27 protein-coding genes are annotated in these 25,898 nt (G+C 57.9%); 15 read left to right on the forward strand and 12 right to left on the reverse strand.

Translation table 11 applies throughout. The features are described from left to right. Positions 1 to 57: 57 nt before the first annotated feature. The 3 genes from ELE36_RS14825 to ELE36_RS14835 all read left to right on the forward strand — a co-directional run bounded on the left by ELE36_RS14825 (position 58) and on the right by ELE36_RS14835 (position 2,260). Positions 58 to 1,296: an MFS transporter gene (locus ELE36_RS14825; RefSeq protein ID WP_129834613.1), complete on the forward strand. Its 1,239-nt coding sequence runs from the start codon at positions 58 to 60 to the stop codon at positions 1,294 to 1,296. A gap of 177 nt (positions 1,297 to 1,473) precedes the next feature. Continuing rightward, complete coding sequence (locus tag ELE36_RS14830; RefSeq protein ID WP_129834615.1) at positions 1,474 to 1,722, forward strand: GlsB/YeaQ/YmgE family stress response membrane protein; 249 nt, start codon at positions 1,474 to 1,476, stop codon at positions 1,720 to 1,722. A gap of 31 nt (positions 1,723 to 1,753) precedes the next feature. Further along, the gene (locus ELE36_RS14835) at positions 1,754 to 2,260 is read left to right on the forward strand and encodes a hypothetical protein (protein WP_129834617.1); all 507 of its coding nucleotides are present in this window, start codon (positions 1,754 to 1,756) and stop codon (positions 2,258 to 2,260) included. A 182-nt stretch (positions 2,261 to 2,442) separates the two neighbouring features. Here ELE36_RS14835 and ELE36_RS14840 read toward each other — a convergent pair whose 3' ends face one another. Then, on the reverse strand, positions 2,443 to 2,784 hold the full coding sequence (locus ELE36_RS14840) for a hypothetical protein (RefSeq protein WP_129834619.1): 342 nt from the start codon (positions 2,782 to 2,784) through the stop codon (positions 2,443 to 2,445). 12 nt (positions 2,785 to 2,796) lie between these two features. After that, positions 2,797 to 3,312 (reverse strand): peptidylprolyl isomerase, encoded by a 516-nt coding sequence (locus tag ELE36_RS14845; protein WP_129834621.1) that lies wholly within the window; start codon positions 3,310 to 3,312, stop codon positions 2,797 to 2,799. Between the two features lie 195 nt (positions 3,313 to 3,507). On the opposite strand from ELE36_RS14845, the gene typA reads away from it, so the two are divergent. The 12 genes from typA (at position 3,508) to ELE36_RS14905 (ending at position 15,401) form a co-directional block, all read left to right on the forward strand. Continuing rightward, positions 3,508 to 5,340, forward strand: coding sequence for a translational GTPase TypA (typA, locus tag ELE36_RS14850; RefSeq protein WP_129834623.1), 1,833 nt, complete (start codon positions 3,508 to 3,510; stop codon positions 5,338 to 5,340). Positions 5,341 to 5,484: 144 nt separating this feature from the next. Further along, entirely contained in the window at positions 5,485 to 5,901 is a 417-nt protein-coding gene (locus tag ELE36_RS14855) for a roadblock/LC7 domain-containing protein (RefSeq protein WP_129834625.1), read from the forward strand. A 194-nt stretch (positions 5,902 to 6,095) separates the two neighbouring features. After that, on the forward strand, positions 6,096 to 6,452 hold the full coding sequence (locus tag ELE36_RS14860) for a roadblock/LC7 domain-containing protein (protein ID WP_129834627.1): 357 nt from the start codon (positions 6,096 to 6,098) through the stop codon (positions 6,450 to 6,452). Positions 6,453 to 6,678: 226 nt separating this feature from the next. Beyond that, complete coding sequence (locus ELE36_RS14865; protein ID WP_129834629.1) at positions 6,679 to 7,638, forward strand: hypothetical protein; 960 nt, start codon at positions 6,679 to 6,681, stop codon at positions 7,636 to 7,638. Further along, positions 7,631 to 8,158, forward strand: a complete 528-nt coding sequence (locus ELE36_RS14870; RefSeq protein ID WP_129834631.1) for a GTP-binding protein — start codon at positions 7,631 to 7,633, stop codon at positions 8,156 to 8,158. Before ELE36_RS14865 ends, ELE36_RS14870 begins: the two co-directional genes overlap by 8 nt. A gap of 77 nt (positions 8,159 to 8,235) precedes the next feature. Then, positions 8,236 to 8,922 carry a Dph6-related ATP pyrophosphatase gene (locus tag ELE36_RS14875; RefSeq protein ID WP_129834633.1) on the forward strand — a complete coding sequence of 229 codons (687 nt, stop codon included), beginning with the start codon at positions 8,236 to 8,238 and terminating at the stop codon, positions 8,920 to 8,922. 102 nt (positions 8,923 to 9,024) lie between these two features. Further along, positions 9,025 to 9,687, forward strand: a complete 663-nt coding sequence (locus ELE36_RS14880; RefSeq protein WP_129834635.1) for a response regulator — start codon at positions 9,025 to 9,027, stop codon at positions 9,685 to 9,687. Next, positions 9,684 to 10,976, forward strand: a complete 1,293-nt coding sequence (locus tag ELE36_RS14885; protein ID WP_129834637.1) for an ATP-binding protein — start codon at positions 9,684 to 9,686, stop codon at positions 10,974 to 10,976. The genes ELE36_RS14880 and ELE36_RS14885 overlap by 4 nt, the downstream gene beginning before the upstream one ends. Before the next feature lie 253 nt (positions 10,977 to 11,229). Beyond that, entirely contained in the window at positions 11,230 to 12,627 is a 1,398-nt protein-coding gene (locus tag ELE36_RS14890; protein WP_129834639.1) for an efflux transporter outer membrane subunit, read from the forward strand. Then, complete coding sequence (locus ELE36_RS14895) at positions 12,627 to 13,760, forward strand: ABC transporter permease (protein WP_129836913.1); 1,134 nt, start codon at positions 12,627 to 12,629, stop codon at positions 13,758 to 13,760. The genes ELE36_RS14890 and ELE36_RS14895 overlap by 1 nt, the downstream gene beginning before the upstream one ends. A gap of 7 nt (positions 13,761 to 13,767) precedes the next feature. Then, complete coding sequence (locus tag ELE36_RS14900) at positions 13,768 to 14,502, forward strand: ABC transporter ATP-binding protein (RefSeq protein WP_129834641.1); 735 nt, start codon at positions 13,768 to 13,770, stop codon at positions 14,500 to 14,502. Then, positions 14,499 to 15,401, forward strand: coding sequence for an efflux RND transporter periplasmic adaptor subunit (locus tag ELE36_RS14905; protein WP_129834643.1), 903 nt, complete (start codon positions 14,499 to 14,501; stop codon positions 15,399 to 15,401). The genes ELE36_RS14900 and ELE36_RS14905 overlap by 4 nt, the downstream gene beginning before the upstream one ends. A 30-nt stretch (positions 15,402 to 15,431) precedes the next feature. Here the strand turns inward: ELE36_RS14905 and ELE36_RS14910 are convergent, their stop codons facing one another. From ELE36_RS14910 to secY, 10 genes are all read right to left on the reverse strand, one after another. Beyond that, complete coding sequence (locus tag ELE36_RS14910) at positions 15,432 to 18,656, reverse strand: WD40/YVTN/BNR-like repeat-containing protein (RefSeq protein ID WP_165371631.1); 3,225 nt, start codon at positions 18,654 to 18,656, stop codon at positions 15,432 to 15,434. Positions 18,657 to 18,882: 226 nt separating this feature from the next. After that, the gene (locus ELE36_RS14915; protein WP_129834647.1) at positions 18,883 to 19,236 is read right to left on the reverse strand and encodes a hypothetical protein; all 354 of its coding nucleotides are present in this window, start codon (positions 19,234 to 19,236) and stop codon (positions 18,883 to 18,885) included. Positions 19,237 to 19,282: 46 nt separating this feature from the next. Continuing rightward, positions 19,283 to 20,677 (reverse strand): class II 3-deoxy-7-phosphoheptulonate synthase, encoded by a 1,395-nt coding sequence (locus ELE36_RS14920; protein ID WP_129834649.1) that lies wholly within the window; start codon positions 20,675 to 20,677, stop codon positions 19,283 to 19,285. 93 nt (positions 20,678 to 20,770) lie between these two features. Next, positions 20,771 to 21,280, reverse strand: a complete 510-nt coding sequence (locus ELE36_RS14925; RefSeq protein ID WP_129834651.1) for a disulfide bond formation protein B — start codon at positions 21,278 to 21,280, stop codon at positions 20,771 to 20,773. Between the two features lie 199 nt (positions 21,281 to 21,479). Beyond that, positions 21,480 to 21,872, reverse strand: coding sequence for a 50S ribosomal protein L17 (rplQ, locus tag ELE36_RS14930; protein ID WP_129834653.1), 393 nt, complete (start codon positions 21,870 to 21,872; stop codon positions 21,480 to 21,482). 27 nt (positions 21,873 to 21,899) lie between these two features. Continuing rightward, a complete protein-coding gene (locus ELE36_RS14935; RefSeq protein ID WP_129834655.1) occupies positions 21,900 to 22,898 on the reverse strand; it encodes a DNA-directed RNA polymerase subunit alpha in 999 nt (332 codons plus the stop codon). A 118-nt stretch (positions 22,899 to 23,016) separates the two neighbouring features. Continuing rightward, a complete protein-coding gene (rpsD, locus tag ELE36_RS14940) occupies positions 23,017 to 23,643 on the reverse strand; it encodes a 30S ribosomal protein S4 (protein ID WP_129834657.1) in 627 nt (208 codons plus the stop codon). A gap of 12 nt (positions 23,644 to 23,655) precedes the next feature. Then, positions 23,656 to 24,048 carry a 30S ribosomal protein S11 gene (rpsK, locus tag ELE36_RS14945; protein WP_129834659.1) on the reverse strand — a complete coding sequence of 131 codons (393 nt, stop codon included), beginning with the start codon at positions 24,046 to 24,048 and terminating at the stop codon, positions 23,656 to 23,658. 15 nt (positions 24,049 to 24,063) lie between these two features. Beyond that, entirely contained in the window at positions 24,064 to 24,420 is a 357-nt protein-coding gene (rpsM, locus tag ELE36_RS14950; RefSeq protein ID WP_129834661.1) for a 30S ribosomal protein S13, read from the reverse strand. 131 nt (positions 24,421 to 24,551) lie between these two features. Continuing rightward, complete coding sequence (gene secY / locus ELE36_RS14955) at positions 24,552 to 25,898, reverse strand: preprotein translocase subunit SecY (protein WP_129834663.1); 1,347 nt, start codon at positions 25,896 to 25,898, stop codon at positions 24,552 to 24,554.

Consider the following 25,898-nt stretch of genomic DNA (forward strand, 5'->3'; position numbering starts at 1 on the left):
CCTTATTTTGGCGCGCATCCGTTAAGCGCGACGCGGCCGTTTTATCAAGGACCATCCATGCAAGTCAGTGAAATCGAAGCAAGAGTTCCCGGGGTGATTCCAGCGGCGGAAAACTCCACCGACTTTGGCATCCTCGGCGCGATCAGTGCATCGCATTTTCTCAACGATATGATCCAGTCGCTGATTTTTGCGATCTACCCGGTGCTGCAGAGCGGATTCGATTTGAGCTTCGCCCAGATCGGCATGATCACGTTGACGTATCAGATCACCGCTTCGTTATTGCAGCCAGCGGTCGGCTTGTATACCGATCGCCGACCGCTGCCGTATTCGCTGCCGATCGGCATGGGTTTCACCTTGCTGGGCTTGCTGCTGCTTTCGGTCGCGCCGACGTTTCCGCTGTTGCTGCTCGCCGCCGGATTGGTCGGCATGGGCTCGTCGGTATTTCATCCGGAATCTTCGCGTGTCGCGCGCATGGCTTCGGGCGGGCGCCATGGCCTCGCGCAATCGGTGTTTCAGGTTGGCGGCAACATGGGCTCATCGCTTGGGCCGCTGCTGGCCGCATGGATCATCGTGCCGCGCGGACGTGGCAGTGTGGCGTGGTTTTCGCTGGCGGCGCTGCTCGCGATATTTTTGCTGCTGAAAGTCAGCCACTGGTACAAGTTGCATCGCCACGGCGTGCGCGGCAAACCGCAAGCGCGGCGCGCAAATCAGCCAGTTTTATCGCGCTCGAAAATATTCTGGTCACTGCTGATACTCGGCCTGCTGATCTTCTCGAAGTATTTTTATCTGGCCAGCCTGAGCAGTTATTACACGTTTTACCTGATCCACAAATTCGGTGTTCCGGTACAAAGTGCACAAGTATATTTGTTCATTTTTCTGTTTTCGGTAGCCGCCGGCACCTTGATCGGCGGGCCGATCGGCGATCGCATCGGTCGCAAATACGTGATCTGGTGCTCGATCCTCGGCGTCGCGCCATTCACGCTGATATTGCCTTACGCGAGCCTGTTCTGGACCGGCGCGCTGACCGTGATCATCGGCCTGATTCTGGCGTCGGCATTCTCGGCAATTCTGGTCTATGCGCAGGAGCTGATTCCGGGCAAGGTCGGCACGATTTCCGGATTGTTTTTCGGCTTCGCTTTCGGCATGGGCGGCATCGGCGCCGCAGTGCTCGGACATCTGGCTGATCTGCACGGCATCGAATATGTGTATCAACTGTGCGCGTTCCTGCCGCTGATCGGCATCATCACCGTGTTCCTGCCAAATCTGGAAAAAACCAGACCCACCCTCGCCGCATGAATGTTTGATCGCGATTCGTCAATGCGCCGGTCAATATCGGCGAAGTGCAAACTTGTGTAACTCGCGTGCAATTCGCCACGCCGGGTACTACATTAGCGCCGCTGTCGCCGAGCGATCCCTCGCACCAGCAACAACTGCGGAATGCAGCACCCTCCCTACTTTACGAGGAAATTCACCATGCATCTTATCTGGACTATCTTGATTGGTTTTGTCGTCGGCTTTCTCGCAAAAATGCTTACGCCGGGCCGCGATCCGAGCGGCTTTTTCATCACCTCCGCGATTGGCATCGCCGGCTCTCTCATCGCCACCTATGTCGGGCAGGCGATGCACTGGTACGCGGTTGGACAATCCGCCGGATTTATCGGCGCGCTGATCGGCGCGATCGTGCTGCTGGCGGTTTATCACATGGTGCGCAAACCGTCTTAATTCGGATTCATCATTCCTGGAGGATTGCGTCATGGGATTTTCAGATTTATTGAAACAATATCTCGGCGGCGCCACCGCACCGGTCAATGCGGATGCGGCTGATCATTATCACGAGATCGCTGCAGCCGCGCCGGCGTCGGTAGTGAGCGAGGGCATTGCCGCGGCAATGCGTTCGGATCAAACGCCGCCGTTCGGCCAGATGGTTTCGTCGATGTTCAACAACGCCACGCCGGAACAGCGCAGCGCGATGCTGAATCAATTGCTCGGCTCGCTTGATCCGAAAGTTGCGGCCAGCCTCGGCGGCCCACTCGGTGCGCTTGTGCAAGGCGGTGGTGCCACGAACATCACGCCACAACAAGCTTCGACCATTACGCCGGATCAAGTGCAGCAAGCCGCCTCGCAGGCCGAGCAACACGCGCCGAGCATCATCGACACGATGAGCGATTTTTATGCGCAACATGCCGGGTTGGTGAAAACATTGGGCAGCGCTGCGTTGACGATTGCCTTGGCGAAGATGGCGAATCGCACGCACGCTTGATTTGAGAGTCTGGTTTTGAAAACAGCGCCGACAATTCATGTCGGCGCTGTTTTTTTGGAGCGAGGCGAACTCGGCGATTTGCGGCTAGGCATCCATTAACATGAAGGAACTATCCTCTCCCGCCGAGTGTTGGCACCATGTTTCCTGAAGTGCTCCCGGCCCTCAGCATTAGAGTTCAAGCGTTAAGGCGACTCGCGCTGGCCACCGTAAAGTAACTTGTGGAAACCACGGCCTGTCATGCCGGTAAAAAGGACGAAGGCCCAGCCGAGAAAATACAGGAACGTGCAAAGCCAATAGCCTAATGGATTTTGACTTTGCGTGCCCAACTCGAAGCAGATGTATTGCCCGTGATTTACAGTGAAGGCTTGGCACCCAGCGGGAAAAGTTGCAGCAATCTCTAGGGGTGCGTCAGTTACAGGTAAAGCGCCTTGCCAGGGTGCATAGAGAAAAAATAGGCGCAACGTGCAAATAAAGACGATGACTTGGGTCAAGGCCCAGCAGATATCTTTTGCACGCTGCGACATAAATATCCGTAACTATTTCTTCAACACCGCGTTCCAGCTATCAACCTTGGCCTGCGTCTTCGCAAACAACGCGGTGGTATCGCCATTGATCGTGATCGATTCGATCTTGTCGCCGCCACGAATCTGATCGACTACTTTCTGGTCGTCGGCCGACAGCACTTCACCGAACACGGTGTGCTTGCCATCGAGCCACGATGTGGCCGTGTGGGTGATGAAAAACTGGCTGCCGTTGGTGCCGGGGCCGGCATTCGCCATCGACAAAATGCCCGGCTTGCTGTGACGCAAGGTCGGCACGATTTCATCCTCGAAACGATAACCCGGACCACCCGTGCCCGAACCGAGCGGGCAGCCGCCCTGGATCATGAAATCCGGAATGACGCGGTGAAAACTCAGTCCATCATAGAACTTGTTCTGCACCAGATTGACAAAATTGGCGACCGTAACCGGCGTCTGCTCGGCGAACAGGCGCACGTGAATATGGCCGCGCGACGTAGCGAAATCGGCGATGAGTTCGTTGCTTGTGCTCATGATCTTTCCTCGGCGAAAACGCACATGATACCCGACCTGCAGATGAACGGCCCGCTAGCGAATGCCATCAAAAACGATCGAAACGTGCTGCGATGCGGAAAGTTACATAAAAGCCAGCTATAATCCCGGGTTGTCCCGCCTGACGGCGTCCATTACTCCCAAGCGGCCCCGCCCGTCGGCGCCGCGAGTCCGCATATGTCCATCGAAAAACTCCGCAATATCGCCATCGTCGCCCACGTCGATCATGGCAAGACCACCCTCGTCGATTGCCTGCTGAAACAGTCCGGCACATTCAGCGAGCGCACCGTGCTGGCCGAGCGCGTGATGGATTCGAACGACCAGGAAAAGGAACGCGGCATCACCATCCTGGCCAAGAACACCGCGATCTCGTGGCGCGACAACCGCATCAACATCGTCGATACCCCAGGCCATGCCGACTTCGGTGGCGAAGTTGAGCGCGTTTTGTCGATGGTCGACTCGGTGCTGATCCTGGTCGATGCGATGGACGGCCCTATGCCGCAGACGCGTTTTGTGACGCAGAAAGCGTTCGACATGGGTTTCAAGCCGATCGTCGTGATCAACAAGATCGACCGTCCGGGTGCACGTCCTGACTGGGTGCTGGATCAGACCTTCGACTTGTTCGATCGCCTCGGCGCGACCGATGAGCAGCTGGATTTCCCGGTCGTCTACGCCTCGGCTTTGCACGGTTACGCCAGCCTGAGCAACGAAGCGCGCGAAGGCGACATGGTGCCGTTGTACGAGGCGATCATGCAGCACGTGAAGGCGCCGGACGTCGATCCCGATGGCCCGTTCCAGATGCGCATCAGCCAGCTCGACTACAACAGTTATGTTGGCCTGATCGGCATCGGCCGCATCCAGCGCGGCAAGGTGCGCACCAATCAGCCGGTCAGCATCGTCGATCGCGAAGGCAAAAAACGCCAGGGCAAGATTCTGCAGGTGCTCGGTTTCATGGGTCTCGAACGCCGCGAAGTGCCCGAGGCCTATGCCGGTGACATCGTCGCGATTTCGGGCATCGAAGGTCTGAGTATTTCCGACACCGTGTGCCAGCTCGATACGCCCGAAGCGCTGCCCGCGCTGACCGTCGACGAACCGACCATCACGATGACGTTCCAGGTGAACAATTCGCCGTTCGCCGGCAACAAGGATCGCAGCGGTGGCAAGTTCATCACGAGTCGCCAGATCCGCGAACGTCTCGAACGCGAAACGCTGCACAACGTCGCGCTGAAAGTCGAAGAAGGCACCGACCCGGACAAGTTCCAGGTTTCCGGTCGTGGCGAATTGCATCTGTCGGTGCTGATCGAAACCATGCGTCGCGAAGGCTACGAACTGGCCGTATCGCGTCCGGAAGTGATCATCAAGGAAATCGATGGCAAGCTGCAGGAGCCGATCGAACAGCTGGTGGTCGACGTCGAGGAACAGCATCAGGGTGGCGTGATGGAACGTCTCGGCATGCGCCGCGGTGCGCTCAAGAACATGGAGTCGGACGGTCGCGGTCGCACGCGCTTGGATTACCAGATTCCGGCCCGCGGCCTGATCGGTTTCCAGACTGAATTCCGCACACTGACGCAGGGTTCCGGCTTGTTGTTCCACGTCTTCGATCATTACGGTCCGAAGTCCGAAGGCGCGATCGCCAAACGCCAGAACGGCGTGATGATTTCCAACGGCACTGGCTCGACGCCAGCGTATTCGCTGGTGAGCTTGCAGGAACGCGGACGTATGTTCTGCAACGATGGCGACCTCGTTTATGAAGGACAGCTGGTCGGTATTCATGCGAAGGACAACGACCTGACCGTGAACGCGCTCAAACCGAAGCCGCTGACCAATATGCGCGCCGCCGGCAAGGACGAAACCATTCCGCTGACGCCGGCCATCAAGATGACGCTGGAGCAGGCTCTGGAGTTCATCGAAGAAGACGAACTGGTCGAGATCACGCCGAAGGAAATCCGCCTGCGCAAGCGTGCGCTGACCGAAAACGATCGCAAGAAAGCATCGCGTTCCGGTAGCTAAAGCGTATTGACACACTGCGGTTGCAACGACCGCAGTGTGTGGAATCGATACTTTATGGATTCCGCCGTGGCTTCGTGACGACCAGTAAAATCGCGGCGAAGCGAATCTAGCAATGGCGATCAATCGCCAACGGACACAAGCCGCATGACACCGAAGTGGACTGACGCCCAGATCAAGCTCATCCGCGAGCAGGTTGACGCGGAAATGTCACAATTTGCGGCGAAGATGACCGAAGTGCAGACGATGATCGTCTCGACTTCCGATGGTCGTCCGCTGACCGCATTTTTCTCCACGTCGGGTGACAAGAACCGCATCGGCGCGATGATCAGCTCACTGCTGGCGGTATGCGAAACGGCAAGCAGGGAGCTTGTTGCCGGTCGTTGTCTGAGCGCAATCGTCAGCGCTGAAAATGCGAATGTCGTGGTGCTCAGGGTCGGCGGCACGAACAGCCAGTTTGTGCTTGCGGTTGCCTTCGATGCCAAGCTGATGCTTGGCACAGCGTTGCGCATGACCCATGATTTTGGCGATCTTGTCGCGCGGATCGTCGCTACACCGTTTTAACCATACTTTCGTCGACCTTGTTAACGATATCACAATTGTTTACAGTGGTATTCGGGAAACGTAAGACATACTCACTGCTGACCTAAACGGCGTACTGCATCGGCAGCTATGCCTCTTCCGCTTGGCAAAATTTTCAAATAGCAGGCGTGACGGCGCTTCCCGTCGAATGAAATATTCCAGGAATGTGAACCAACATGGCAAAAATATCTCTTGAGGGCTTGAAACAAATCGACGGATACGTCGCCTCCGCGCTGGTCGACGGCGACAGCGGCATGGCGATGGCGAAGGACGGCACTGGAATCGATCTCGATCTCGCCAGCGCAGGCAATGCCGAGGTTTTGAAAGCCAAGCGCAAGGTTGCGCAGATGCTGAAGTTGAACGACACCATCGAAGATCTGCTGATCACGCTGCACAAGCAATATCACCTGCTGCGTCCGCTCGAAGCGAACCAGAAAGTATTTCTTTATCTCGTCTTGGATCGATCCAAGGCAAACCTCGCGATGGCACGTCACGAATTGAAATCGTTTGAGGGCTCGCTCGATTTTTCCTGAGCAAGCCGGCAACAACGCGGTAACGATCCACGGATGGATCGTTCATTTGTGGTGACTGATATCTGTTTTCCTGCAAGGCAGCCCGTCCTGGCTGCGCGCAAATAATGCCGCCCCGAAAAACTATTCCTGACGACAGCTCTTGTAGCTGGCGTGACTTCGGTTGACTGGATTGTGCAATCAACACCTGTGATCGAGTGCGCTCGCAGGAACTTGTCGATGACTATTTATGGCTCAACAAATTACGGTTTCGTTGGTCGGACTGGAAAGCAATATCGAGCGCCGCGTCGGCATGGCGATCGACCTGCTCGCGGCTTCTGGCATCAAGGCACGCATCCTGCCGTGGGATGGCACACGCCGAGACATCGTGATTGCTGATATCGACGATGCCTATGGCCGCTCGGCCGTGTCGCTCACGCAGCGACGCAAAGATCCGCTGCTGGCGATCTCGGCATCGTCAACATCCAGCGCCGATGCAATACCGGTCGTGCTTGCTACGGCGCAGATCGCCGAACTGTCGCGTCGCATCAAGGAAATCATTCAGCCTACCGCCGCGCCAGCAGAAAATGGATCGGGCGAATCGAGCGTCGGCGGCCTGCTCAAGTTATGCGTGGATCACGATAATCGCAAAGGTGATTTGCTGGCCAAAAGTGGGCCGTTCTCCATCCTCATTCGTTTTGAAGCGTCGCGCGTCATGGCAAATTCGCACAGCGATCTCGCCGCGGCGCGCTCACGGTTGCTCAGCGGTACTTGGACTGCGCAGGCCATCACCAGCGACAAGGCGATGCCGGCGCACTCGGCAATCACGCGCAGTCTCGACGCGTTTCTGATTGATGCCTGCGAAGCCGTGGAGCAGGATCTGCCTATGCTCGGCGACACTCGCTATCGGATACCGACTTGGCCGGACATGGGCATCCTCACCGACGATACCAGTGCATTGCGGCTTTCGTCCGCGCTGACACGATCCAGCTTGTCGGTCGCCGATCTCGCACGACGTTGCAACGTCGATGTGATCCGCGCCAATGCATTCTGCTGGGCAATGCGTACGAGCGGTTTGCTGATGTCTGACGCCATTGCAGCACCCGAACAAGAATCCGTCCGGCTCGCGGAAAAAATTTCCGGCTCTTTGTTTTCCCGGCTCGCGCGACGTTTCAATCTTTCTTTCGGTGCGGAAAACGGCAATGCTTGATGGCCCGATCAAGTTGCTGTTTGCCGGTCCCGTAGGCGCGGGCAAGACTACCGCGATTCGCGCATTGTCGGATGTCGCACCGGTTTCCACCGAGGTTCCGCTGAGCTCGGGCGCGACGCTGGAGAAATCCACTACCACGGTCGCGTTCGATTACAGCACGATCCGCATCGACGATGACGACAGCATTCATCTGTATGGTATTCCGGGTCAGGATCATTTCGACTTCATGCGCCCGATCATCGCCAACGGTGCACTCGGCGTGATCGTGCTGCTGGACGCGACCTCGACATCGTTGCATGACGATTGTGTTCACTGGCTTTCGTCGCTGGCGGGCATCAACTCCAATCTGCAATTTGTGATCGGCATTTCGAAAACCGACATCGCGCCCGATTTCTCGCTGCACGACGTGCGCAGCGGCATGCGCCAATGCGGCATCAATGCGCCAGCGATGTGCGTCGATCCGCGCGATAGCAAACAGTGCACGCAACTAGTGCGCGCGTTGTTGCTGAGCCTGCCGTAGCGCACGTTCTCTGCGAGCACGGCGTTGTCACCGTGCTCGCACTGCGCGCACCAAGCCGCGTTTGCTAAAATGCCGCAATGAAAAAACCAATTCTTGTGGCGTGGAGTGGCGGCAAGGATTGCCTGATGGCGCTCGATCGTCTGCTCAATGATCCGCAATGGCGCGTTGTGGGCCTGCTGACCACGATCACGACCCAATTCGATCGCGTTGCAATGCACGGCATTCGTCGTGATGTGTTGCGTGCGCAAGCTGCCGCGCTGGGTTTGCCGCTGATCGAATCCGAGCTGGAATATCCTGCAAGCAATGCGGCTTACGAAACCGCGTTCGCCGCATCGCTGGATACCGCGCGCGCAATTACTCCTGATTTGAATCACATCGCATTCGGTGATCTTTTTCTGACTGACGTGCGCAGCTGGCGCGAGACATTGTTGCAGCGCCTGGACTGGCATGCGGTGCTTCCGCTCTGGCACGAACCCACCGATATTCTCGCGCGCCGATTTCATGCCGCCGGGCATCGCGCTGTGCTGACCTGCGTCGATACCACGCAACTGGCGGCAGATTTCAGCGGTCGCGACTTCGATCCGGCACTGCTCGCCGAATTCCCGGCTGGCGTCGATCCATGTGGCGAAAATGGTGAGTTCCATACCTTGAGTTACGCCGGACCATGTTTCCGCCAGCGGTTGCATTTGCAACGTGGCGAAAATGTGCTGCGCGACGGTCGTTTCCAGTACACCGACTTTCTGCTCGGCCCGGTTTCTTCGTGATATTTTCCCGCAGCCAACTTGATGCGGCGCACGCGATTTGTCCCGCGCCACGTCACGTGCAAAGATAACCGACCTAAAAAAGCGCGATACAGGACTGCGGACATGCGATTGCTGTTAGTTGAAGATGATCGAATGATCGGTGCCGGCATCCAGAAGGGGCTGCACCAAGACGGATTCACGGTTGAATGGATCGAAGACGGCATCGCTGCCAAGCTGGCGCTCGAAAAAAATTCGTACGATTTGCTGCTGCTCGATCTCGGCCTTCCGGGCATGGACGGGCTGGAACTGCTGGCCGAAGTACGTCGCACCGGCAAGATCATGCCGGTGCTCGTGATCACCGCACGCGACGCCGTTTCCGACCGCATTCAGGGGCTCGATGTCGGCGCCGACGATTACCTGGTAAAACCGTTCGAACTTGGCGAACTCAGTGCACGCGTTCGCGCATTGTTGCGACGCGCCAGCGGCAGAAGTGAATCCGATATCCAGTTCGCCAACATCGCGCTCTACGAACGCACGCGTCGCGTCACGCTCGACGGTGAGCCGGTCGAACTCACACCGCGCGAATTCGATTTGCTGCGCATTCTGATCGAACAGCCCGGACTGGTGCTCACGCGTGCGCAGCTCGAAGAGCGACTCTACGGCGGCACCGAGGGGGTCGAGAGCAACCTCATCGAAGTGTATGTGCACGGCCTGCGCAAAAAACTCGGAACCGGCCTCATCAAGACCATACGCGGCCTCGGCTACATGGCCACTCACGTGACATGAAATCGATCCGGCATCAGCTGCTGACGCGTCTGCTCACAGGTCTTGCCATTGGTTGTCTCGCGGTCGCGTTATGCATCTATTACGTGGCGCGCACGGAAATCGACGAACTGTTCGATTTTGCTTTGGCAGTGCCGGATATTGACCTCTCCGGCGGTGTTGGAGCACATCCGTCGAATTCCGACATGGAACAAGATTTTGTTGTCCAGTTTCATGACGATGATGGCAAGCTAAGTTATTCATCGCAGCTCATCGACTCACTGCCACGGGTGCCGGATCTCGGCTATTCCACCGTCACGTTACCCTCGGGAAAATGGCGCGTCTATCGCGCCTACAATCATGGCCACTACATCCAGGTAGCGCAGTCGCTGGAAGAGCGTCGTGTGCTCGCGGCCGACGCGGCATTGCGTACGATCATGCCGCTGTTGTTGTTGCTGCCGGTGCTCGGGTTGTTGATCTGGTTCACCGTCGGCCGCGGTTTGCGTCCGCTCACACACGTCGCATCGGCAGTGCGCCAGCGCACAGCAAGCGTGCTGAATCCATTGCCCAGTGCGAACATACCGATCGAAGTGCAACCGCTGGTGCTTGCGATCAACGATCTGCTGATTCGATTGAGTCGCGCGCTGCACGGGCTGCGCAGTTTCGTCGCCGATGCCGCACACGAACTGCGCACGCCGCTGACCGCGATCCGTATTCAATCGCAATTGGTCGAGCGTGCCGAGAACAACGACGAGCGTGCACTGGCCTACGCGGATTTTCGCCAAGGCCTGGATCGCGCCACGCATCTCGTCACGCAACTGCTCGCGCTGGCGCGGCACGAACAGGAACGCGAGCACCCCGCGTGGCAATCGCTGGACTTGCTCGCACTCGCGCGCAGCGGCGTGGCGGAACTCGCACCACTGGCCGCGGCCCGCGATATCGACATCGGCATAAGCGGCGAATCCGCGCCGATCCAGGGCGAGGCCGAAGCACTCGGCGTGATGATCTGCAACCTCGTCGATAACGCGATTCGTTACACGCCCGAGCATGGCCGCGTCGACGTCATCGTGCGTCATGCCGATGCGCAAGCGATACTCGAAATCAGCGACAACGGCCCGGGTATTGCGGTCGACGAACGCGAACGTATCTTCGATCGTTTTTATCGCTCACCCGGCACACGCACCACCGGTAGCGGCCTGGGGCTGGCGATCGTCAAGAACATCGTCTTGCAACATGGTGCGTCGATCGAACTCGAAGACGCGATGCCCGAACATGGCTTATTGGTACGAGTGCGTTTCACGAAATCCGTGTGATCATTTGTACGCAAGACTTTTTCGATTCGAGGAAGAAAATGCATGGGCTTTTCCAGCTGAACGAATCCTGCCGGCATTTCCTGCTGTAATGTTTTTCAGCATTTCGATTGCGTAGAATGCAGTGGATAATTATCGCGCGTTCTGGCGAAGTTATCGCTCACTCGAGTCCACCTCACTGCGGTTGTCGCCTGTGCATTTTGCCGAACCCGACCAGGAACAAGCGCATGCTCGAAAATCGTGCGGCCGCAGCGCCATGTGGCATTGCTTGATCCGCGCTTTGACGACACTGGCATTTCTTGTCGTCATCGCTGGCTGCGGGGAAGCGCCGGTCAGGCCGGCGGAGCAAACGCACGACATTCCGCCTTCGTGGCGCAATCTGCACCAAGCCGATACCAACCTCGGCCCAGCCCCGGATTTCCGTAGCTGGTGGCGCGCGTTCAACGATGCGGAGCTGGATCGTTTGGTAGACCTCGCGCTGCGCGACAACCTCACGCTCGCGCAAGCCGGCTACCGAGTGCACGCTGCACGCGAACTGGCGTGGCGCACTCAGGCGAGTTTCCTGCCGAATCTCAGCGTTCATACCATCGCCATACCCAATCCCACCGGTACCGCCAGCTATATTCAGGCAGGACCGGACGTGGCCTGGGAAATCGGCCTGTTCGGGTTGTCGCATCACAGCAATGAAGTTGCCAAAGGCGATATCGGACTGGCCGAAGCGGATCGCCAAGCCGCGCGCGTTTCGCTGGTGGCCGAAGTAGCGCGGATTTACGTGAGCATGCGTTCGGCACAACAACGATTTTTACTGCTCGACCAGATCGTACAAATGCTGCAGCAAAAACTGAAGCTCACGCAGACCCGCGTGCAACAACAACTGGCCACCACGACCGAGCTGCATCGTGCCGAAGCCGAGTTGTCGCAAGCGCAGAGCATGCTGATCGACCCACAATCGGCGATCACCCAAGCACAACATCAACTCGCTGTGTTGCTGGCACAAACCGAACCCGATCCAGCGCTATCGATCGTAGCGACGCCGCCGACCTTGCGCGATTTGCGGATCGAGCAGACTCCTGCCGATCTGCTGCGCACTCGTCCGGAAATCAAACGCGCAGAACAGGCCGTGCTGAAAAGTGCCGGCGAGCGTGGGCTGGCGTGGGCTGATCTTTTTCCGAAGCTAACGTTGCATGGGCTTTTGACCTATTCGTTCATTGAAGGCGGCAAGCATGTCGGTGACGTCGACGGGATTTTTTCGATCGGCCCGAGCATCGATATTCCGTTGTTCGACTGGGGCCAGCGCCGTGCCGCTTTGCACGCGCGCGAAGACGAATTGGCGGCGTCGCTGCTGGCGTATCGTCAGGCGATTCTGGAAGGCATCGCGGAAACCGAAAACGCGCTGGCATTGAATGAGCGACTGCGCCAGCGCGTAGCTCAGGAACAGATCACGATCGCCGCATTGGAACAATCTGATGCGAGCATGCAGGCCGCGCTGCGCCTCGGCCTAGCCGATGGGATTAACCGTGCGGATTCGGCCAGCGCTTTGCTCCAGGCGAAACTGCAATTGTCGCAGGCGCAGGAAGCACACAGCCTCGCCTTCATCCTGTTGTACAAGGCGCTCGGCGGCGCGCCATTACCTGCGCCGGATGCCGAGCAATGATCGTCGCCCTCGCCCGTAAGACCCTGATTTACGAATGGCGGCGATTTCTTCCGGCAGCATTGGCCGTGGCGTTTTCCGGTTTGTTGCTGCTGATGCAGGCGGCGCTTATTTTCGGAATTTTCAACAGCGCGAGTGTCTATATTCGCGCTTCGCAGGGGGATCTTTGGGTCGGTTATCCAGGCACGCAAAGTATCGAACTCGGACGCCCGATTTCGAGCGAAACCGAAATGCTGTTACGCATGGACAGCAACGTCGCACAGGTTGAACCGTTCCAGTGGCTGGATGGCGACTGGCGCGGCCCGGCAAGTCGCGGCGGTGTTTCGGTCTTCATCTCGGGCATCGATCCACGCGCCGACGGTCTGATGTTTGCGTCCGCGCTGAGCGGTGAATTGCGCCAGCGCCTGCTCGAACCCGGCGGCGTGATCGTGGACCGCGCCGATCTCGACAAGCTCGGCCTCAATGTCGGCGACAACGCCACGATCAATCGCCAGCGCGTGCGCATTGTTGGTGTCGCCGCCGGGTTGCGCGCGCTCGGCGGCGTGAATATCGTCACCTCGCTGGCAACCGCACGTCGCCTCGACAGCGATACCGCGGCGAGCGGCAAGGTCGCGTATTACGTCGTACGGCTGAACGATCCGCTCAGCACCGAAGCCACGCGTATGCGCTTGAGCAGCGAGGTCGGCACGAAACGTTTTGCCGTGTGGACACGCGACGAATTTGCCCAACGCGCGGTGCGTTACTGGATGTTTGAAACCGGCGCCGGCCTCGGGTTCCTGTTTCTCGCCGTCGTGGTATTTCTGGTCGGCGCGGTGATCACCAGCCAGACCTTGATGTCAGCCGTGGCTGGCTCGGTGCGCGAATACGCCACGCTGCACGCACTCGGCGTGAGCTTTCGGCGCTTGCGCAATGTCGTGCTTGAACAAGCGAGCTGGGTCGGCACGATCGGCCTGCTAATCGGCGGTGCGCTGAGTGCGCTGATCATCGCACTGGCGCGACAGCAGGATGTGCCTGTCGATCTGGATGCGCTGACCGTACTCGCGTGCGGCGTACTGGTGATGGGCATCGCGCTGGTCTCCGGCTTGATGGCGGTACGCGCGTTGCGCCACGCTGATCCGGCAACGTTGCTGCGTTAATATCGCGATGACCACGCTCACTATCGAAGCGGAAGCACTACACAAATCGTTCCTGTCGGGAAGAGTGCGCAGCGATGTATTACGCGGACTTTCGATCAGCATCGCCGCGAGTGAGCTGACTCTGATTTCCGGCCCGTCGGGCTGCGGCAAAAGCACGCTGCTGGCGATTCTCAGCGGACTGCTGCGCCCGGATTCGGGACGTGTGCAAGCGCTCGGCGAAGACCTCTGGCGTTTGTCGCCGACCGCGATGGAACGCTTTCGTCTGCGCCATACCGGTTTCGTGTTTCAGGGCTTCAATCTTTTTCCGGCACTCACGGCACTAGAACAAGTGATGTTGCCGCTCGGTTATCTCGGCATGCCGCTGGCAAAAGCGCGGGCGCGGGCGATGGCGACGCTCGATGAAGTCGGCTTGTCGAGTCGCAGTCGTTTGCGTCCGATCGAATTGTCCGGCGGCGAGAAACAACGCGTCGCCATTGCGCGTGCGCTGGCGAAGGAACCCGAACTGCTGTTCGTCGATGAACCGACCAGCGCGCTCGATGCCGAAAACGGCACGCTGGTGATCGATATGCTGCATCATATTGCGCGTATCCACGCCACCACCGTGTTGTGCGTGAGCCACGATCCACGCCTGATCGCATACTCGGATCGCGTGCTGAAAATGGAGGACGGCAAGATACTTTCCGATCTGCGCAACAGCGTTCTTACCGGCGCGCCAGCATTGCACGAGGCACATTCAAAATGACGTTATCCAGATTCATCGGCGGACTCGCCATGCTGCTTGCGGTGTGCCTGAGCGCGTGTTCGAGCGCCGATCATGCCGGGCAAGCCCACGCCGCAACACCGCCGCCAGCGAGCCCATATATCGCGATGGCGCGTGGCTCGGTCGATGTTGAAGGCGGACTGATTCGCATCACGGCCGAACGTGATGGTGTGATCAAGCAGGTTAATGTCGAAGACGGCGATAGCGTTACCGCCGGTCAGATTTTGGCCGTGATGGACGAACGCCAGGCACAGATCGCGGTCGGCATCGCCCAGGCTGAACTCGATCAGGCCAGCGCACAAACCAAAGTGCTGCAGGCAAAATTGCCCAGCGCCAGACAACGTGCACAACGCCTGCTTGATGCAGCGAAAGAAGGCGCCGCTACCGGCCAAGCCGCGGACGATGCGAAGAGCGAAGCCACGTTACTCACGGCAGAAATCAACGCCGCCGAAGCAACCGCCGCAGTCGCTGCGAAGCATCTGGAAAACGCGCGTTATGAAGCCGAGCGCCGCACCTTGCGGGCGCCATCCGCCGGACGCATCGTGCGTCGCAATGTGCATGTTGGCGACAGCGTATTGGCGCAATCCGCCACCGAATTATTCCAGTTGCTGCCGGATCGTTCACTGATCGTGCGCGCCGAACTCAACGAGGCATTTGTCGACAAAGTGCATCCCGACATGCAAGCCGAAATCGTGCGCGACGGCGACGACAGCAAAACCTACAACGCGCGCGTCGTGCGGATCGGCGCAATATTCGGACCGAGCAAACACGGCGACGATCCGGAGGCGCGCCCGGACGAACGCGATGTCGAATGTGTGCTGTTATTGCAGGACAAGGATCTGCGCATCGGGCAACGCGTGCTGGTGCGATTCAAGCACTAGGTTTTTGTTGGGTCATTTTATTTTTTGCGCTCAGGGTAAATCCTGACCGCCGTCATCCGATTCAGGCGCGATCTGATCTTCGTTCGGCAACACGATTTCACTCAGATTCGCAGCACGCAATAAAGCGTTCAGCGCGATCAAATCGTGATCCTTCAATACCTGCCATTGGCGCAGCGTTTTGCTCAACAAATCGTCGTACGTTTGCAGCGCCTGACGTTGTGGTTCAGTCGGCCCTCGATCGGTATTTTCGATATCGTTGGTGATGCCGACCAGTACTTCACCAATCGCTGCAAGGTTGACTGCGCCCTCACCGGCGCTGTTGATCAATGCCGCAGCCTTGCTATCGAATACATTCAGCGCGTTGGTCGCAGCAGTATTTTTCCGGCTCGCAGCAAGCTTGTTTTTTTGTGCGCCGATTTGTTTGCGCACGGCGCTGATTTCGCCATTGCCGATGAAATCGCGCTTTAGCATTGCGGATAACACGGTCGAAAATTCCACCGATTGTTTCAACGCCTCCGCATCAATCTCGACACGCGGATCAGCCACCACTTTCAACGGCGCATGATATTCCTGACCATCAACGCGCATCACGATGTCGTAATCGCCCGGCAGGACCAGCGTTCCCTGCGGCGTGATCGGTGCACTTTTTCCCCACGTCGCAGCGATGCTGTAGCCATATTGGATGGCTTGCGGCCGCGCGTAGCGCAGATCCCAGACAAACCGATGCAACCCAGCGGCGGTCGCAAGTTGTGCCGGCGGCGCGATCCATTGCGCATCGAAATAACGCGCGACTGCCGGCGTGCTTTCCGGTTTATCGCTGGCGAAATAACGCAGAATTTTCCCGGCGCTATCGCGAACCTCCAGCACGATCGGTGCATGTGCATTCGCGGCGAGCGAATAATCGATCACAGCGCCTTCGGGCGGATTACTGCCGAGCGGAGTCTCCGGCGGCAACGGCGTATCGGCGTTCTGATTCGCACGCAACCGATACGCCGGCGCGGGATGAAACAAACGCGTCTGCGTCGCGGCTGGATCAAGCTGACGCAAGGCGCTGACATCATCAAGCGTCCAGATGGCGCGCCCTTGCGTCGCGGCAATCAGATCGTTGCCATGCACCAACAAATCGCGCACCCAGGTGTGCGGCAAACCGTGTTGCAGCGGCTGCCAGTTGTCGCCATCGTCGAACGAAACAAATACGCCATTCTCGGTGCCGGCATACAACAACCCCGCACGCACGGGATCGGCGCGCACGACGCTGACAAACCGATTCGACAGCAATCCGTGCGTGACTTCGTCCCAGGTTTTGCCATAGTCATGCGTGCGATAAACATGCGGAATAAAACTGTCCTCTCGATGATCGTCCGCTGCTGCGTAAGCCGTGCCGGCTTGCAGCGCCGAGGCATCGATGCTGCTGACCTGCGCCCAGCTCGGCAAGTGCGGTGGCGTAATCGCGGACCATTGTTTGCCACCATCGCGGGTGAGTTGGATTCGGCCATCGTCGGTGCCGATCCAGATTTCATCGTTGTCGCGCGGCGATGGCGCGATCGTGTAGATCAAGCCGAAACCGCAGCGACGTGCATCCGGCAAATTCAGATCGCCTTGCGCGCACTTTTTGTCGCTGCTGGATTTCGCCGACAAATCCGGACTGATGGTTTGCCAATGACGGCCTTGATCGAGGCTGCGAAACAGCACCTGCGCGCCTTGATACAAGGCGTACGGCGGTTTCGCCGACAGCGCGATCGGTGTGATCCATGTGTAGCGATATTTGACGTCGGTAGCGCGTTTGCCATAACTCGATACCGGCCACGGCGTGATGTTCTGGCTGACGCCGGTGCGCGCATCCCAGCGCGTCAAATGGCCACCCAAACCGCTGCCATAGACTATGTTCGGATCGAGCGGATCGGGCAGATCGTAATCGCGCTCATCGGCACCAACCGGATGCCAATCGCGAAAACTCAGCGCGCCATAATCGCTGCGACTCGAGATCGCGACCGTGCCGCTATCCTGCTGGCCGGAATAAATCCAGTATGGAAAACGGTTGTCGGCAGCAAGATGGTAGAACTGCCCGGTCGGCTGGTTGTACCAGCTGCTCCAACTTTTACCGCCGTTGATACTGACTACCGTACCCTGATCGCTGGCCGTGACGATGCGCTCGGGATGCTGCGGATTGATCCAGACGTAGTGGTAATCATCGCCACCCGGCGCGCCTTTGATGATCTCGAAAGTCTTGCCGGCATCGGCGGAACGCCGAATCGACTGGCCGACCGTGTACACGGTATCGGGGTCGTTCGGCGCGACCGTCAAGCGCGACGAATACCAGCTCGCGAACGCCTTGGTCGGATTGATATATTGCCAGTTCGCACCGCCGTCGTCGGAACGATACAAGCCACCTTTTGCGCCGCCATCCACCGATGCATAAATGCGCACACCGCTGGCCGTGTGCGTAACCGCGAGGCCGATGCGACCGAGCTTGCCATCCGGCCAACCGTTGCCACCGAGTCGTGTCCAGCTCAAACCGCCATCGCCGGATTTGTAGATGCCGCTATGGCTGCCGCTGATTGGCGTGAAATAACTGAGCCATGGATAATTGCGCGCTTGCCAGGCTGAGGCGTAAATGGCTTTTGCGTCGGCCGGATCGGCGGCCAGATCGACTACGCCAGTATCGGCATCGATCGCGAGTGTGTGCTGCCAAGTTTTGCCGCCGTCGCTGCTGCGAAAAATTCCACGTTCGGGATTCGAGCCGAAGATATGCCCGAGCGCGGCAACGATTACGACGTCGGGATTTTTCGGATCGATCATTATCGCGCCAATATGCCGCGTCGCTTCGAGACCGATATGCTGCCAGGTTTTACCGCCATCGCCAGATTTGTACATGCCGTTGCCGGCAGCGATGTCGTAGCGCGGCTCAGGTTGACCGGTGCCGACATAGATTATTTGCGCATTCGACGGTGCTATGGCGAGCGCACCGATCGAGGCGTCCGGTTGCTCGTCGAAAATCGGCTGCCAGGTCTGGCCTGCATCCGTGGTTTTCCAGACACCGCCGTCGGCTGCAGCGAACAAAAAAGTATCCGGCTGATCAGGAATGCCGACCGCCATCGTGCTCCAACCTGCGCGAAACGGGCCGACCAGGCGCCACTGCAATCCCTCGAGCGCACTAGGTGGTGCAGGCTGTGCGTGGGCGAGCGCCGTCGCCAATATGAGCAGCACAACTAGCCAGCTTGATCGAAATAGTTGGCGAAAATGATATTTCGACATCGCAAATCCTCGCATGGAAAACCATCGGCAAGCGGCGAGTTTACGCCGCTATAGCGCGGGATGAGGTGTGCCGGACTATATGGGGCGCCGCTGCGTCGATGACAATTTGGACGGCAGGTCCAACACTCACTACAGGCGCGGTGAGTGCTGTTTCGTCACGACTTTGGATCTGGCTGTATGCAGCTCGGCGCAGCAGAACTTGATGCTACTTGCGCGGGTTGCAGCGTTAGCTCTTGGCTTTTACGGTTTTGTGCGCTGGCGTAGCCCGAGCATGCGTGCGTTTGGCCGAGGCAACCGTGTGCTGCGTCGCGTGGGTTGTCTTGGCGTGCGCTGCTGTTGTGCCACGATGAGTCGATGCCACGGTGTGGTGTGTCGTGCTGGCAGCGTGGGTCGCGGTGTGGGTGGTCGCGGTGTGGGTGGTCGCGGTGTGCTTTTTTGCAACCGTGGCGTGTGGAGTTGCCTTCTGTGCAGTGGAGTGAGCGGCAGGTGTTTTATGTGGCGTCGTAGCGGCAACGGCTTGGCCGAAAACGGCGAAGCTTGCGATGCCGGCCAATGCGATTGCCTTGAATACTGCTTTCATTTTTTCCCTTGTTATCATGATTTTCTGATTTGATCGCCTGCAGCTTTTACTCGCGTGGCGCCGGCAGTCCGCTACCGCGTTTGCGCACGATCAACATCGCGATTTCCAGCGACTGTTCGTAGTTCAACCGTGGATCGACGCTGGATTTGTACGCGCGTTCGAGATCGGTTTCGGTCAGATCGCGCGCGCCGCCCAAACATTCGGTGACGTTCTCGCCGGTCAATTCCAAATGCACACCGCCGAGGCGCGTGCCGGCAGCAGCGTGAATATCGAAGGCGTGATCGAGTTCGGCACGGATGTTTTCGAAGCGTCGGGTCTTGATGCCGTTGGCCAGCGATTCGCCATTGCCATGCATCGGATCGCTGATCCACAAAACCTTGCGGCCGGCATTTTTCACCGTCTCCAGCAAGACCGGCAGATGTTCCTGAATCTTGCTGGCGCCCATGCGATGAATCAGCGTGAGGCGACCAGGCTCGTTGTCCGGATTCAGTGCATCGATCACACGCAGCAATTGATCGGGCTTGACCGATGGCCCCACTTTGACGCCGATCGGATTGCGAATTCCACGGCAATATTCCAGATGCGCGCCATCCATGTCGGCGGTGCGCATACCTATCCACGGAAAGTGCGTCGACAGGTTGAACCAGCCCCACTGACGCGGCACCTGGCGCGTTTGTGCCTGTTCGTAATGCAGCACCAATGCTTCGTGCGAGGTGTAGAAATCAACGCGACCATAACTGCCGATCGGCTCGCCGGCGAGCGTTTCCATGAAGCGAAGCGAATCACCGATTGATTCAACCATGCGCCGATATTCAACCGCGAGCGGCGAGTGGGCGACCCACTCCAGATCCCAATACTCCGGGTGGTGCAGATCGGCGAATCCGCCGTCGATCAACGCACGCACAAAATTCATCGTCATCGCCGATTTGGCGTGGCCTTCGATCAGGCGCTGCGGATCAGCGCGACGTGCCGCGGCCGTGAACTCTGCGCTATTGACGATATCGCCGCGATAACTCGGCAGCGTGACACCGTCGCGCGTTTCCATATCGGTCGAACGCGGTTTGGCGTATTGACCTGCGAAACGCCCGACCCTGACGACCGGCAACTTGAGTCCGTGCACCAGCACCAGACTCATCTGCAACAATACTTTCAGGCGATTGGAAATCAGTGCGGAATTGCAGTCGGCAAAACTCTCGGCACAGTCGCCACCTTGCAGCATGAAACAGCGCCCCTCGGCCGCATCGGCAAGCTTGCGTTTGAGCGCGAGCACCTCCCATGACGTGACCAGCGGCGGCAGCTCGCTGAGTTGCGCTAGGGCACGGCCAAGCTCTGCCTGATCGTCATACGCGGGCTGCTGGATCGCCGGTTTGCCCTGCCACGAAGCGGGCGTCCAATTGATGGCTTCGCGGACGGGAGTGATATTGCGTTCGACGGACTTCATGCTGGTTCTCATTGCGCTCAGTTCATGCTGCACTGCGTTATGAACCGTATAATGCCACAGTACGCACGCTACGCAAGTAGGCGTGTTTTACGATCAATAACGCCACTGTCGGCGGAACCCCGCCCACAATGCGCCAAGGCTCAGCATAACGTAACTGATTAACGTCCAGCCCGGCATTGACAGGCCCAATAGCGTCCAGTTGATTTCCGCGCATTCGCCTGATCCGGTAAACACCATCTTGAGCGTCTTGCCGATCGGAAACGCGTCGAGCATGTAACTCAGTCCCGGGCCACAATCCGGCACTTGATCCTTGGGCAAATGCTGCAGCCACAAATGGCGCGTAGCAATGGCAATACCAGCGAGCCCCGCCAACAGCACAAGCGATGCATAGACTCGGCGACCCGCGCCGGTGGGGCCATGCAGCGCACCGATCAGGAAAAAAACACCCATGGCTATGAACGCGATGCGCTGAAAAATGCATAACGGACACGGATCGACGTTCAACTGATACTGCGAATACAAAGCGTAGGCGAGCAAAGCCGCGCAAACGAGAAAACCCGCAATGAACTGGGTGCGAAACGACCAGAGGAACGGGTTGAACATGGGCTTATCTCACTGATTAAACGGGACTCACGACAGACCGCAATTATGCATTGCCGTTCTCGCTCATGCGACCAACAGAATCGTAACTACGCCAGAGTGTGAGCGAAATGCCCAAATCTCGAAATTCAGAATTCCCATAAAGCAACGGCCCCGGTCAGTTTCCCGACCAGGGCCGCAGTCTTGTCACGCTTGAATCCGCTTATTCGGCGGCTTCGGCGCCTTCAGCTGCAACCTGCGGGCGATCCACGAGTTCGACGTAGGCCATCGGTGCGGCATCGCCAACGCGGAAACCGCACTTGAGGATACGCAGATAACCACCGGGACGCTCGCGGTAACGTGGGCCGATTTCTACAAACAGCTTGCCAACGGCAACCTTGTCGCGCAGACGCGCAAACGCGAGACGACGATTGGCAACGCCATCGGTCTTGGCCAGCGTGATCAACGGTTCGGCGATACGGCGCAGTTCTTTCGCCTTGGGCAGGGTGGTGCGGATCAGCTCATGCTTGAACAGCGAGGCGGCCATGTTCTTGAACATGGCTTCGCGATGACTGCTGGTGCGATTGAGTTTGCGTCCGGATTTCTGGTGGCGCATGGTCGTGTGTCCTGTTCTTGTTTCGTGTTACAGCATCTGCAAGCCGTGCTGCAGATTGGCCGGCGGCCAGTTCTCCAGCTTCATACCGAGGGACAAGCCACGTGTATGCAACACGTCCTTGATTTCGGTAAGCGACTTCTTGCCCAGGTTGGGCGTCTTCAACAATTCGACTTCCGTGCGCTGAACCAGATCACCGATGTAATAGATGCTCTCGGCCTTGAGGCAGTTGGCCGAACGCACTGTCAACTCGAGATCATCGATCGGACGCAACAACACCGGATCCACGCCCGCCTTGTCAGTTGCTGCACCTTCGCTTTCGCGACGCGTGAAGTCACCAAACACGGATAGCTGATCCTGCAGAATTTCAGCGGCTTTACGTACTGCTGCTTCGGCATCGATCGTGCCGTTGGTTTCAACGTCGAGAACCAGCTTGTCGAGATCGGTACGCTGTTCGACACGCGCGCTTTCCACTTCGTAAGCAACACGGCGAACCGGGCAGAACGAGGCATCGAGCTGCAGACGACCGATAGGATGCGCTTCTTCATCCGGACGACGACGGCTGGTAGCCGGCTGGTAGCCGACGCCACGCGTGATGCGCAGGCGCATGCTCAGCGTGATGTCTTTGGTCAAATGGCAGATGACGTGGTCAGGATTGATGATCTCGACATTGTGATCGACCTTGATGTCGCCAGCGGTGACGACGCCCTTGCCTTTACGGCTCAGGGTGAGATTTGCCTCATCCTGACCGTGCATGCGAATCGCGACGTCTTTCAGGTTGAGCAAGACTTCAATGACATCTTCCTGCAGACCTTCGAGTGTCGTGTACTCGTGCAACACGCCATCGATTTCGACTTCGATGATAGCCGCGCCAGGAATGGACGACAGCAGAACACGCCTCAGGGCGTTGCCCAAGGTGTGACCGAAGCCACGCTCAAGCGGCTCCACGATAACTTTGGCGCGATTTGCGCCGATACGCTCGACGTGAATGTCACGCGCGCGCAGTACGGTTGTTGGCGACGCTGCCATGAACCACGCTCCGGATAAAAAACTAGAAACTGGGTGGATGCTTCGGCCAGAGGGAACTCTGGCGGATAACACATCCTTGCATTACGTTGCAGCAAGCCCGGACCAGCCGGGCTTTGGCTTACTTGGAATACAATTCGATGATCAGGTTTTCGTTGATGTCGCTCGGAAGATCGCTGCGTTCCGGATGCGCCTTGAACGTGCCGCTGAATTTCTTCGCGTCCGTCTCGACCCATGCTGGAATCAGATCCATTTCCTGCGACAAGGTCAGCGCTTCCTGGATGCGCAACTGACTGCGCGACTTCTCCACGACCGCGACCAGATCACCTGGTTTGATCTGGTAAGAAGGCAGATTGACCTTCTTGCCATTGACTTCAATCGATTTGTGCGCGACCAACTGACGTGCCTGCGCGCGGGTAACTGCAAACCCCATGCGGTAGACAACGTTGTCGAGGCGACACTCAAGCAAGCGAAGCAAATTCTCGCCGGTATTACCCTTGAGATTTGAAGCCTTGGCGTAATAGTTGCGGAACTGACGTTCAAGCAAACCGTAGATGCGCTTGACTTTCTGTTTCTCACGCAGCTGAACTGCGTAGTCCGACAGACGGGCGCGCTTGTTCGCGCCGTGCTGGCCGGGCTTGGTTTCGAGCTTGCACTTCGAATCGAGTGCGCGAGCTGGGCTCTTGAGGCTCAGATCGGCGCCTTCACGACGGGCGAGCTTACAGGTGGGACCGATATAACGTGCCATGGTCGCTTCTCCTTACACGCGGCGACGCTTGGGCGGACGACATCCGTTATGCGGAATTGGCGTCACGTCCAGGATATTGGTGATCTTGTAACCGATCGCATTCAGCGAGCGCACCGCGGATTCACGACCAGGACCAGGGCCCTTGATGCGTACTTCCAGCGATTTCAGGCCGTATTCCTGAGCTGCCTTGCCTGCTTTTTCCGCTGCGACTTGCGCTGCGAAAGGCGTGCTCTTGCGTGAACCGCGGAAACCCGCGCCACCCGCAGTAGCCCATGACAAGGCATTGCCCTGACGATCAGTAATAGTCACCACTGTATTGTTGAACGATGCCTGCACATGGCAGATACCGTCGGTCACGATACGTTTGACTTTCTTTTTGGTCTTTGCAGCAACCGGCTTATTCATAGTCGGGTATTTGCCTTATTTCTTGATGGCGCGACGCGGACCCTTGCGGGTGCGAGCGTTGGTGCGGGTACGCTGGCCACGCATCGGCAAGCCGCGGCGATGACGCAGACCACGATAGCAGCCCAGATCCAGCAGGCGCTTGATGCTCATGCCAACTTCGCGACGCAGATCACCTTCAACAGTGAACTTCGCCACTTCCTGGCGCAACTTATCGACTTCAGACTCAGTCAGCGACTTGATTTTAGTCGCCGGATTGACACCAGCAGAAACGCAAACCTTCTTGGATCGCGTGCGGCCAATGCCGAAAATGCTTTGCAGACCGACCCAGACATGTTTCTGAACCGGCAGGTTGACACCTGCAATGCGCGCCATGTAGATATCTCCGATAACGCCCTAAAGCGCAGTGAACTTCCAATTATACCTTGGATTGTCCGAAACTGAAAGCCTAGATTACGACTTTGTTGCGAACACCCGATTCGAATACAAATTTGCGGTGCTGTAGCTCAGCGAACCGAGCCACTGCGACCATATCCCTTGAGATTTGCCTTTTTCAGCAAGCCTTCGTATTGGTGCGACACTAGATGGGCCTGCACCTGCGCGGTGAAATCCATCACCACTACAACCACGATCAATAGCGATGTACCGCCAAAGTAGAAAGGTACATTCCACGCCGAGCGCATGACTTCCGGCACCAAGCAAACGATGACCAGGTAAATCGCACCAGCGCAGGTCAAGCGAGTCAACACGGCATCGATGTACTCGGCAGTGGACTTACCCGGACGAATACCCGGAATCAGCGCACCAGACTTCTTCAGATTCTCGGCAGTCTCATTCGAGTTGAATACGAGCGCCGTATAGAAAAACGCGAAGACCGTAATCAAGGTCGCGTACAACAACATGTGCAGCGGCTGGCCCGGAGACATCGACGCCGTCAACGTTTGCAGCCAGCGTATGTCGGTGCCATTACTAAACCAGCTCGCAGCCGTCGCCGGGAACAGCAGCAGGCTGGATGCAAAGATTGCCGGAATAACCCCTGCCATGTTCAACTTGAGCGGCAAATGCGAACTCTGATTCATGTACGCACGCCCGCCACCTTGGCGTCTTGCATAATTAACCGTAATTCGCCGCTGCCCAAGTTCGACAAACACCACAAACGCGGTAACCAACAATACTAGAGCCGCGACCAGCAGAACCTGGAACGCATTCAATTCACCATTTTGTACCATGGTCAACGTGTGCACGACCGCGGCCGGCAAGCCCGCGACAATACCCGCGAAGATCAGCAGCGAAATGCCGTTGCCGATACCACGCTCGGTAATTTGCTCACCCAGCCACATCAGGAACATCGTGCCGCCAGTCAAAGCAATCACTGCAGTGAATACAAATCCCATGCCGGGATTGAATACCACAGGAATACCACCAGCAGCACCTTGATGCTGCAAGGCCGTCGCTACACCAAACGATTGGAACAGACACAAAAAAACCGTGCCGTAGCGAGTGTATTGCGTGAGCTTGCGACGCCCAGACTCGCCTTCCTTGCGCAAGGCCTGAAAGCTCGGCAGTACCGAACCAAGCATTTGCACGATGATGGACGCGGAAATATAAGGAACGATGGACAGTGCAAAGATCGAAAAACGTGCCAGCGCACCGCCCGAGAACATGTTGAACATGTCGACGATACCGCCGCCCGACTGCATGAAACTCGCCATCGCCTCGGAATTCACTCCCGGCACGGGGATGAACGAACCCAGTCGAAACACGATCAACGCACCGATCACGAACAGGATGCGCTGCTTCAGCTCGGTAAGTTTACCGAGTCCGGCGAGCGTATTTGCTTGCCCTGTAGCCAC

It is taken from the genome of Pseudolysobacter antarcticus, from assembly GCF_004168365.1.
Lineage (GTDB): Bacteria > Pseudomonadota > Gammaproteobacteria > Xanthomonadales > Rhodanobacteraceae > Pseudolysobacter > Pseudolysobacter antarcticus.

What these genes read in the sequence shown, in the direction of transcription:
- ELE36_RS14855 (WP_129834625.1), top strand. Translation starts at nt 5,485, where the DNA reads ATGACACCGAAGTGGACTGACGCCCAGATCAAGCTCATCCGCGAGCAG.
- ELE36_RS14835 (WP_129834617.1), top strand. Translation starts at nt 1,754, where the DNA reads ATGGGATTTTCAGATTTATTGAAACAATATCTCGGCGGCGCCACCGCA.
- rpsM (WP_129834661.1), bottom strand. Translation starts at nt 24,420, where the DNA reads ATGGCGCGCATTGCAGGTGTCAACCTGCCGGTTCAGAAACATGTCTGG.
- ELE36_RS14880 (WP_129834635.1), top strand. Translation starts at nt 9,025, where the DNA reads ATGCGATTGCTGTTAGTTGAAGATGATCGAATGATCGGTGCCGGCATC.
- rpsD (WP_129834657.1), bottom strand. Translation starts at nt 23,643, where the DNA reads ATGGCACGTTATATCGGTCCCACCTGTAAGCTCGCCCGTCGTGAAGGC.
- rpsK (WP_129834659.1), bottom strand. Translation starts at nt 24,048, where the DNA reads ATGAATAAGCCGGTTGCTGCAAAGACCAAAAAGAAAGTCAAACGTATC.
- ELE36_RS14890 (WP_129834639.1), top strand. Translation starts at nt 11,230, where the DNA reads ATGTGGCATTGCTTGATCCGCGCTTTGACGACACTGGCATTTCTTGTC.
- ELE36_RS14905 (WP_129834643.1), top strand. Translation starts at nt 14,499, where the DNA reads ATGACGTTATCCAGATTCATCGGCGGACTCGCCATGCTGCTTGCGGTG.
- ELE36_RS14920 (WP_129834649.1), bottom strand. Translation starts at nt 20,677, where the DNA reads ATGAAGTCCGTCGAACGCAATATCACTCCCGTCCGCGAAGCCATCAAT.
- ELE36_RS14885 (WP_129834637.1), top strand. Translation starts at nt 9,684, where the DNA reads ATGAAATCGATCCGGCATCAGCTGCTGACGCGTCTGCTCACAGGTCTT.
- ELE36_RS14865 (WP_129834629.1), top strand. Translation starts at nt 6,679, where the DNA reads ATGGCTCAACAAATTACGGTTTCGTTGGTCGGACTGGAAAGCAATATC.
- ELE36_RS14825 (WP_129834613.1), top strand. Translation starts at nt 58, where the DNA reads ATGCAAGTCAGTGAAATCGAAGCAAGAGTTCCCGGGGTGATTCCAGCG.
- ELE36_RS14935 (WP_129834655.1), bottom strand. Translation starts at nt 22,898, where the DNA reads ATGGCAGCGTCGCCAACAACCGTACTGCGCGCGCGTGACATTCACGTC.
- ELE36_RS14860 (WP_129834627.1), top strand. Translation starts at nt 6,096, where the DNA reads ATGGCAAAAATATCTCTTGAGGGCTTGAAACAAATCGACGGATACGTC.
- ELE36_RS14830 (WP_129834615.1), top strand. Translation starts at nt 1,474, where the DNA reads ATGCATCTTATCTGGACTATCTTGATTGGTTTTGTCGTCGGCTTTCTC.
- ELE36_RS14910 (WP_165371631.1), bottom strand. Translation starts at nt 18,656, where the DNA reads ATGTCGAAATATCATTTTCGCCAACTATTTCGATCAAGCTGGCTAGTT.
- ELE36_RS14870 (WP_129834631.1), top strand. Translation starts at nt 7,631, where the DNA reads ATGCTTGATGGCCCGATCAAGTTGCTGTTTGCCGGTCCCGTAGGCGCG.
- typA (WP_129834623.1), top strand. Translation starts at nt 3,508, where the DNA reads ATGTCCATCGAAAAACTCCGCAATATCGCCATCGTCGCCCACGTCGAT.
- ELE36_RS14900 (WP_129834641.1), top strand. Translation starts at nt 13,768, where the DNA reads ATGACCACGCTCACTATCGAAGCGGAAGCACTACACAAATCGTTCCTG.
- rplQ (WP_129834653.1), bottom strand. Translation starts at nt 21,872, where the DNA reads ATGCGCCACCAGAAATCCGGACGCAAACTCAATCGCACCAGCAGTCAT.
- ELE36_RS14925 (WP_129834651.1), bottom strand. Translation starts at nt 21,280, where the DNA reads ATGTTCAACCCGTTCCTCTGGTCGTTTCGCACCCAGTTCATTGCGGGT.
- ELE36_RS14915 (WP_129834647.1), bottom strand. Translation starts at nt 19,236, where the DNA reads ATGAAAGCAGTATTCAAGGCAATCGCATTGGCCGGCATCGCAAGCTTC.
- ELE36_RS14845 (WP_129834621.1), bottom strand. Translation starts at nt 3,312, where the DNA reads ATGAGCACAAGCAACGAACTCATCGCCGATTTCGCTACGTCGCGCGGC.
- ELE36_RS14840 (WP_129834619.1), bottom strand. Translation starts at nt 2,784, where the DNA reads ATGTCGCAGCGTGCAAAAGATATCTGCTGGGCCTTGACCCAAGTCATC.
- ELE36_RS14875 (WP_129834633.1), top strand. Translation starts at nt 8,236, where the DNA reads ATGAAAAAACCAATTCTTGTGGCGTGGAGTGGCGGCAAGGATTGCCTG.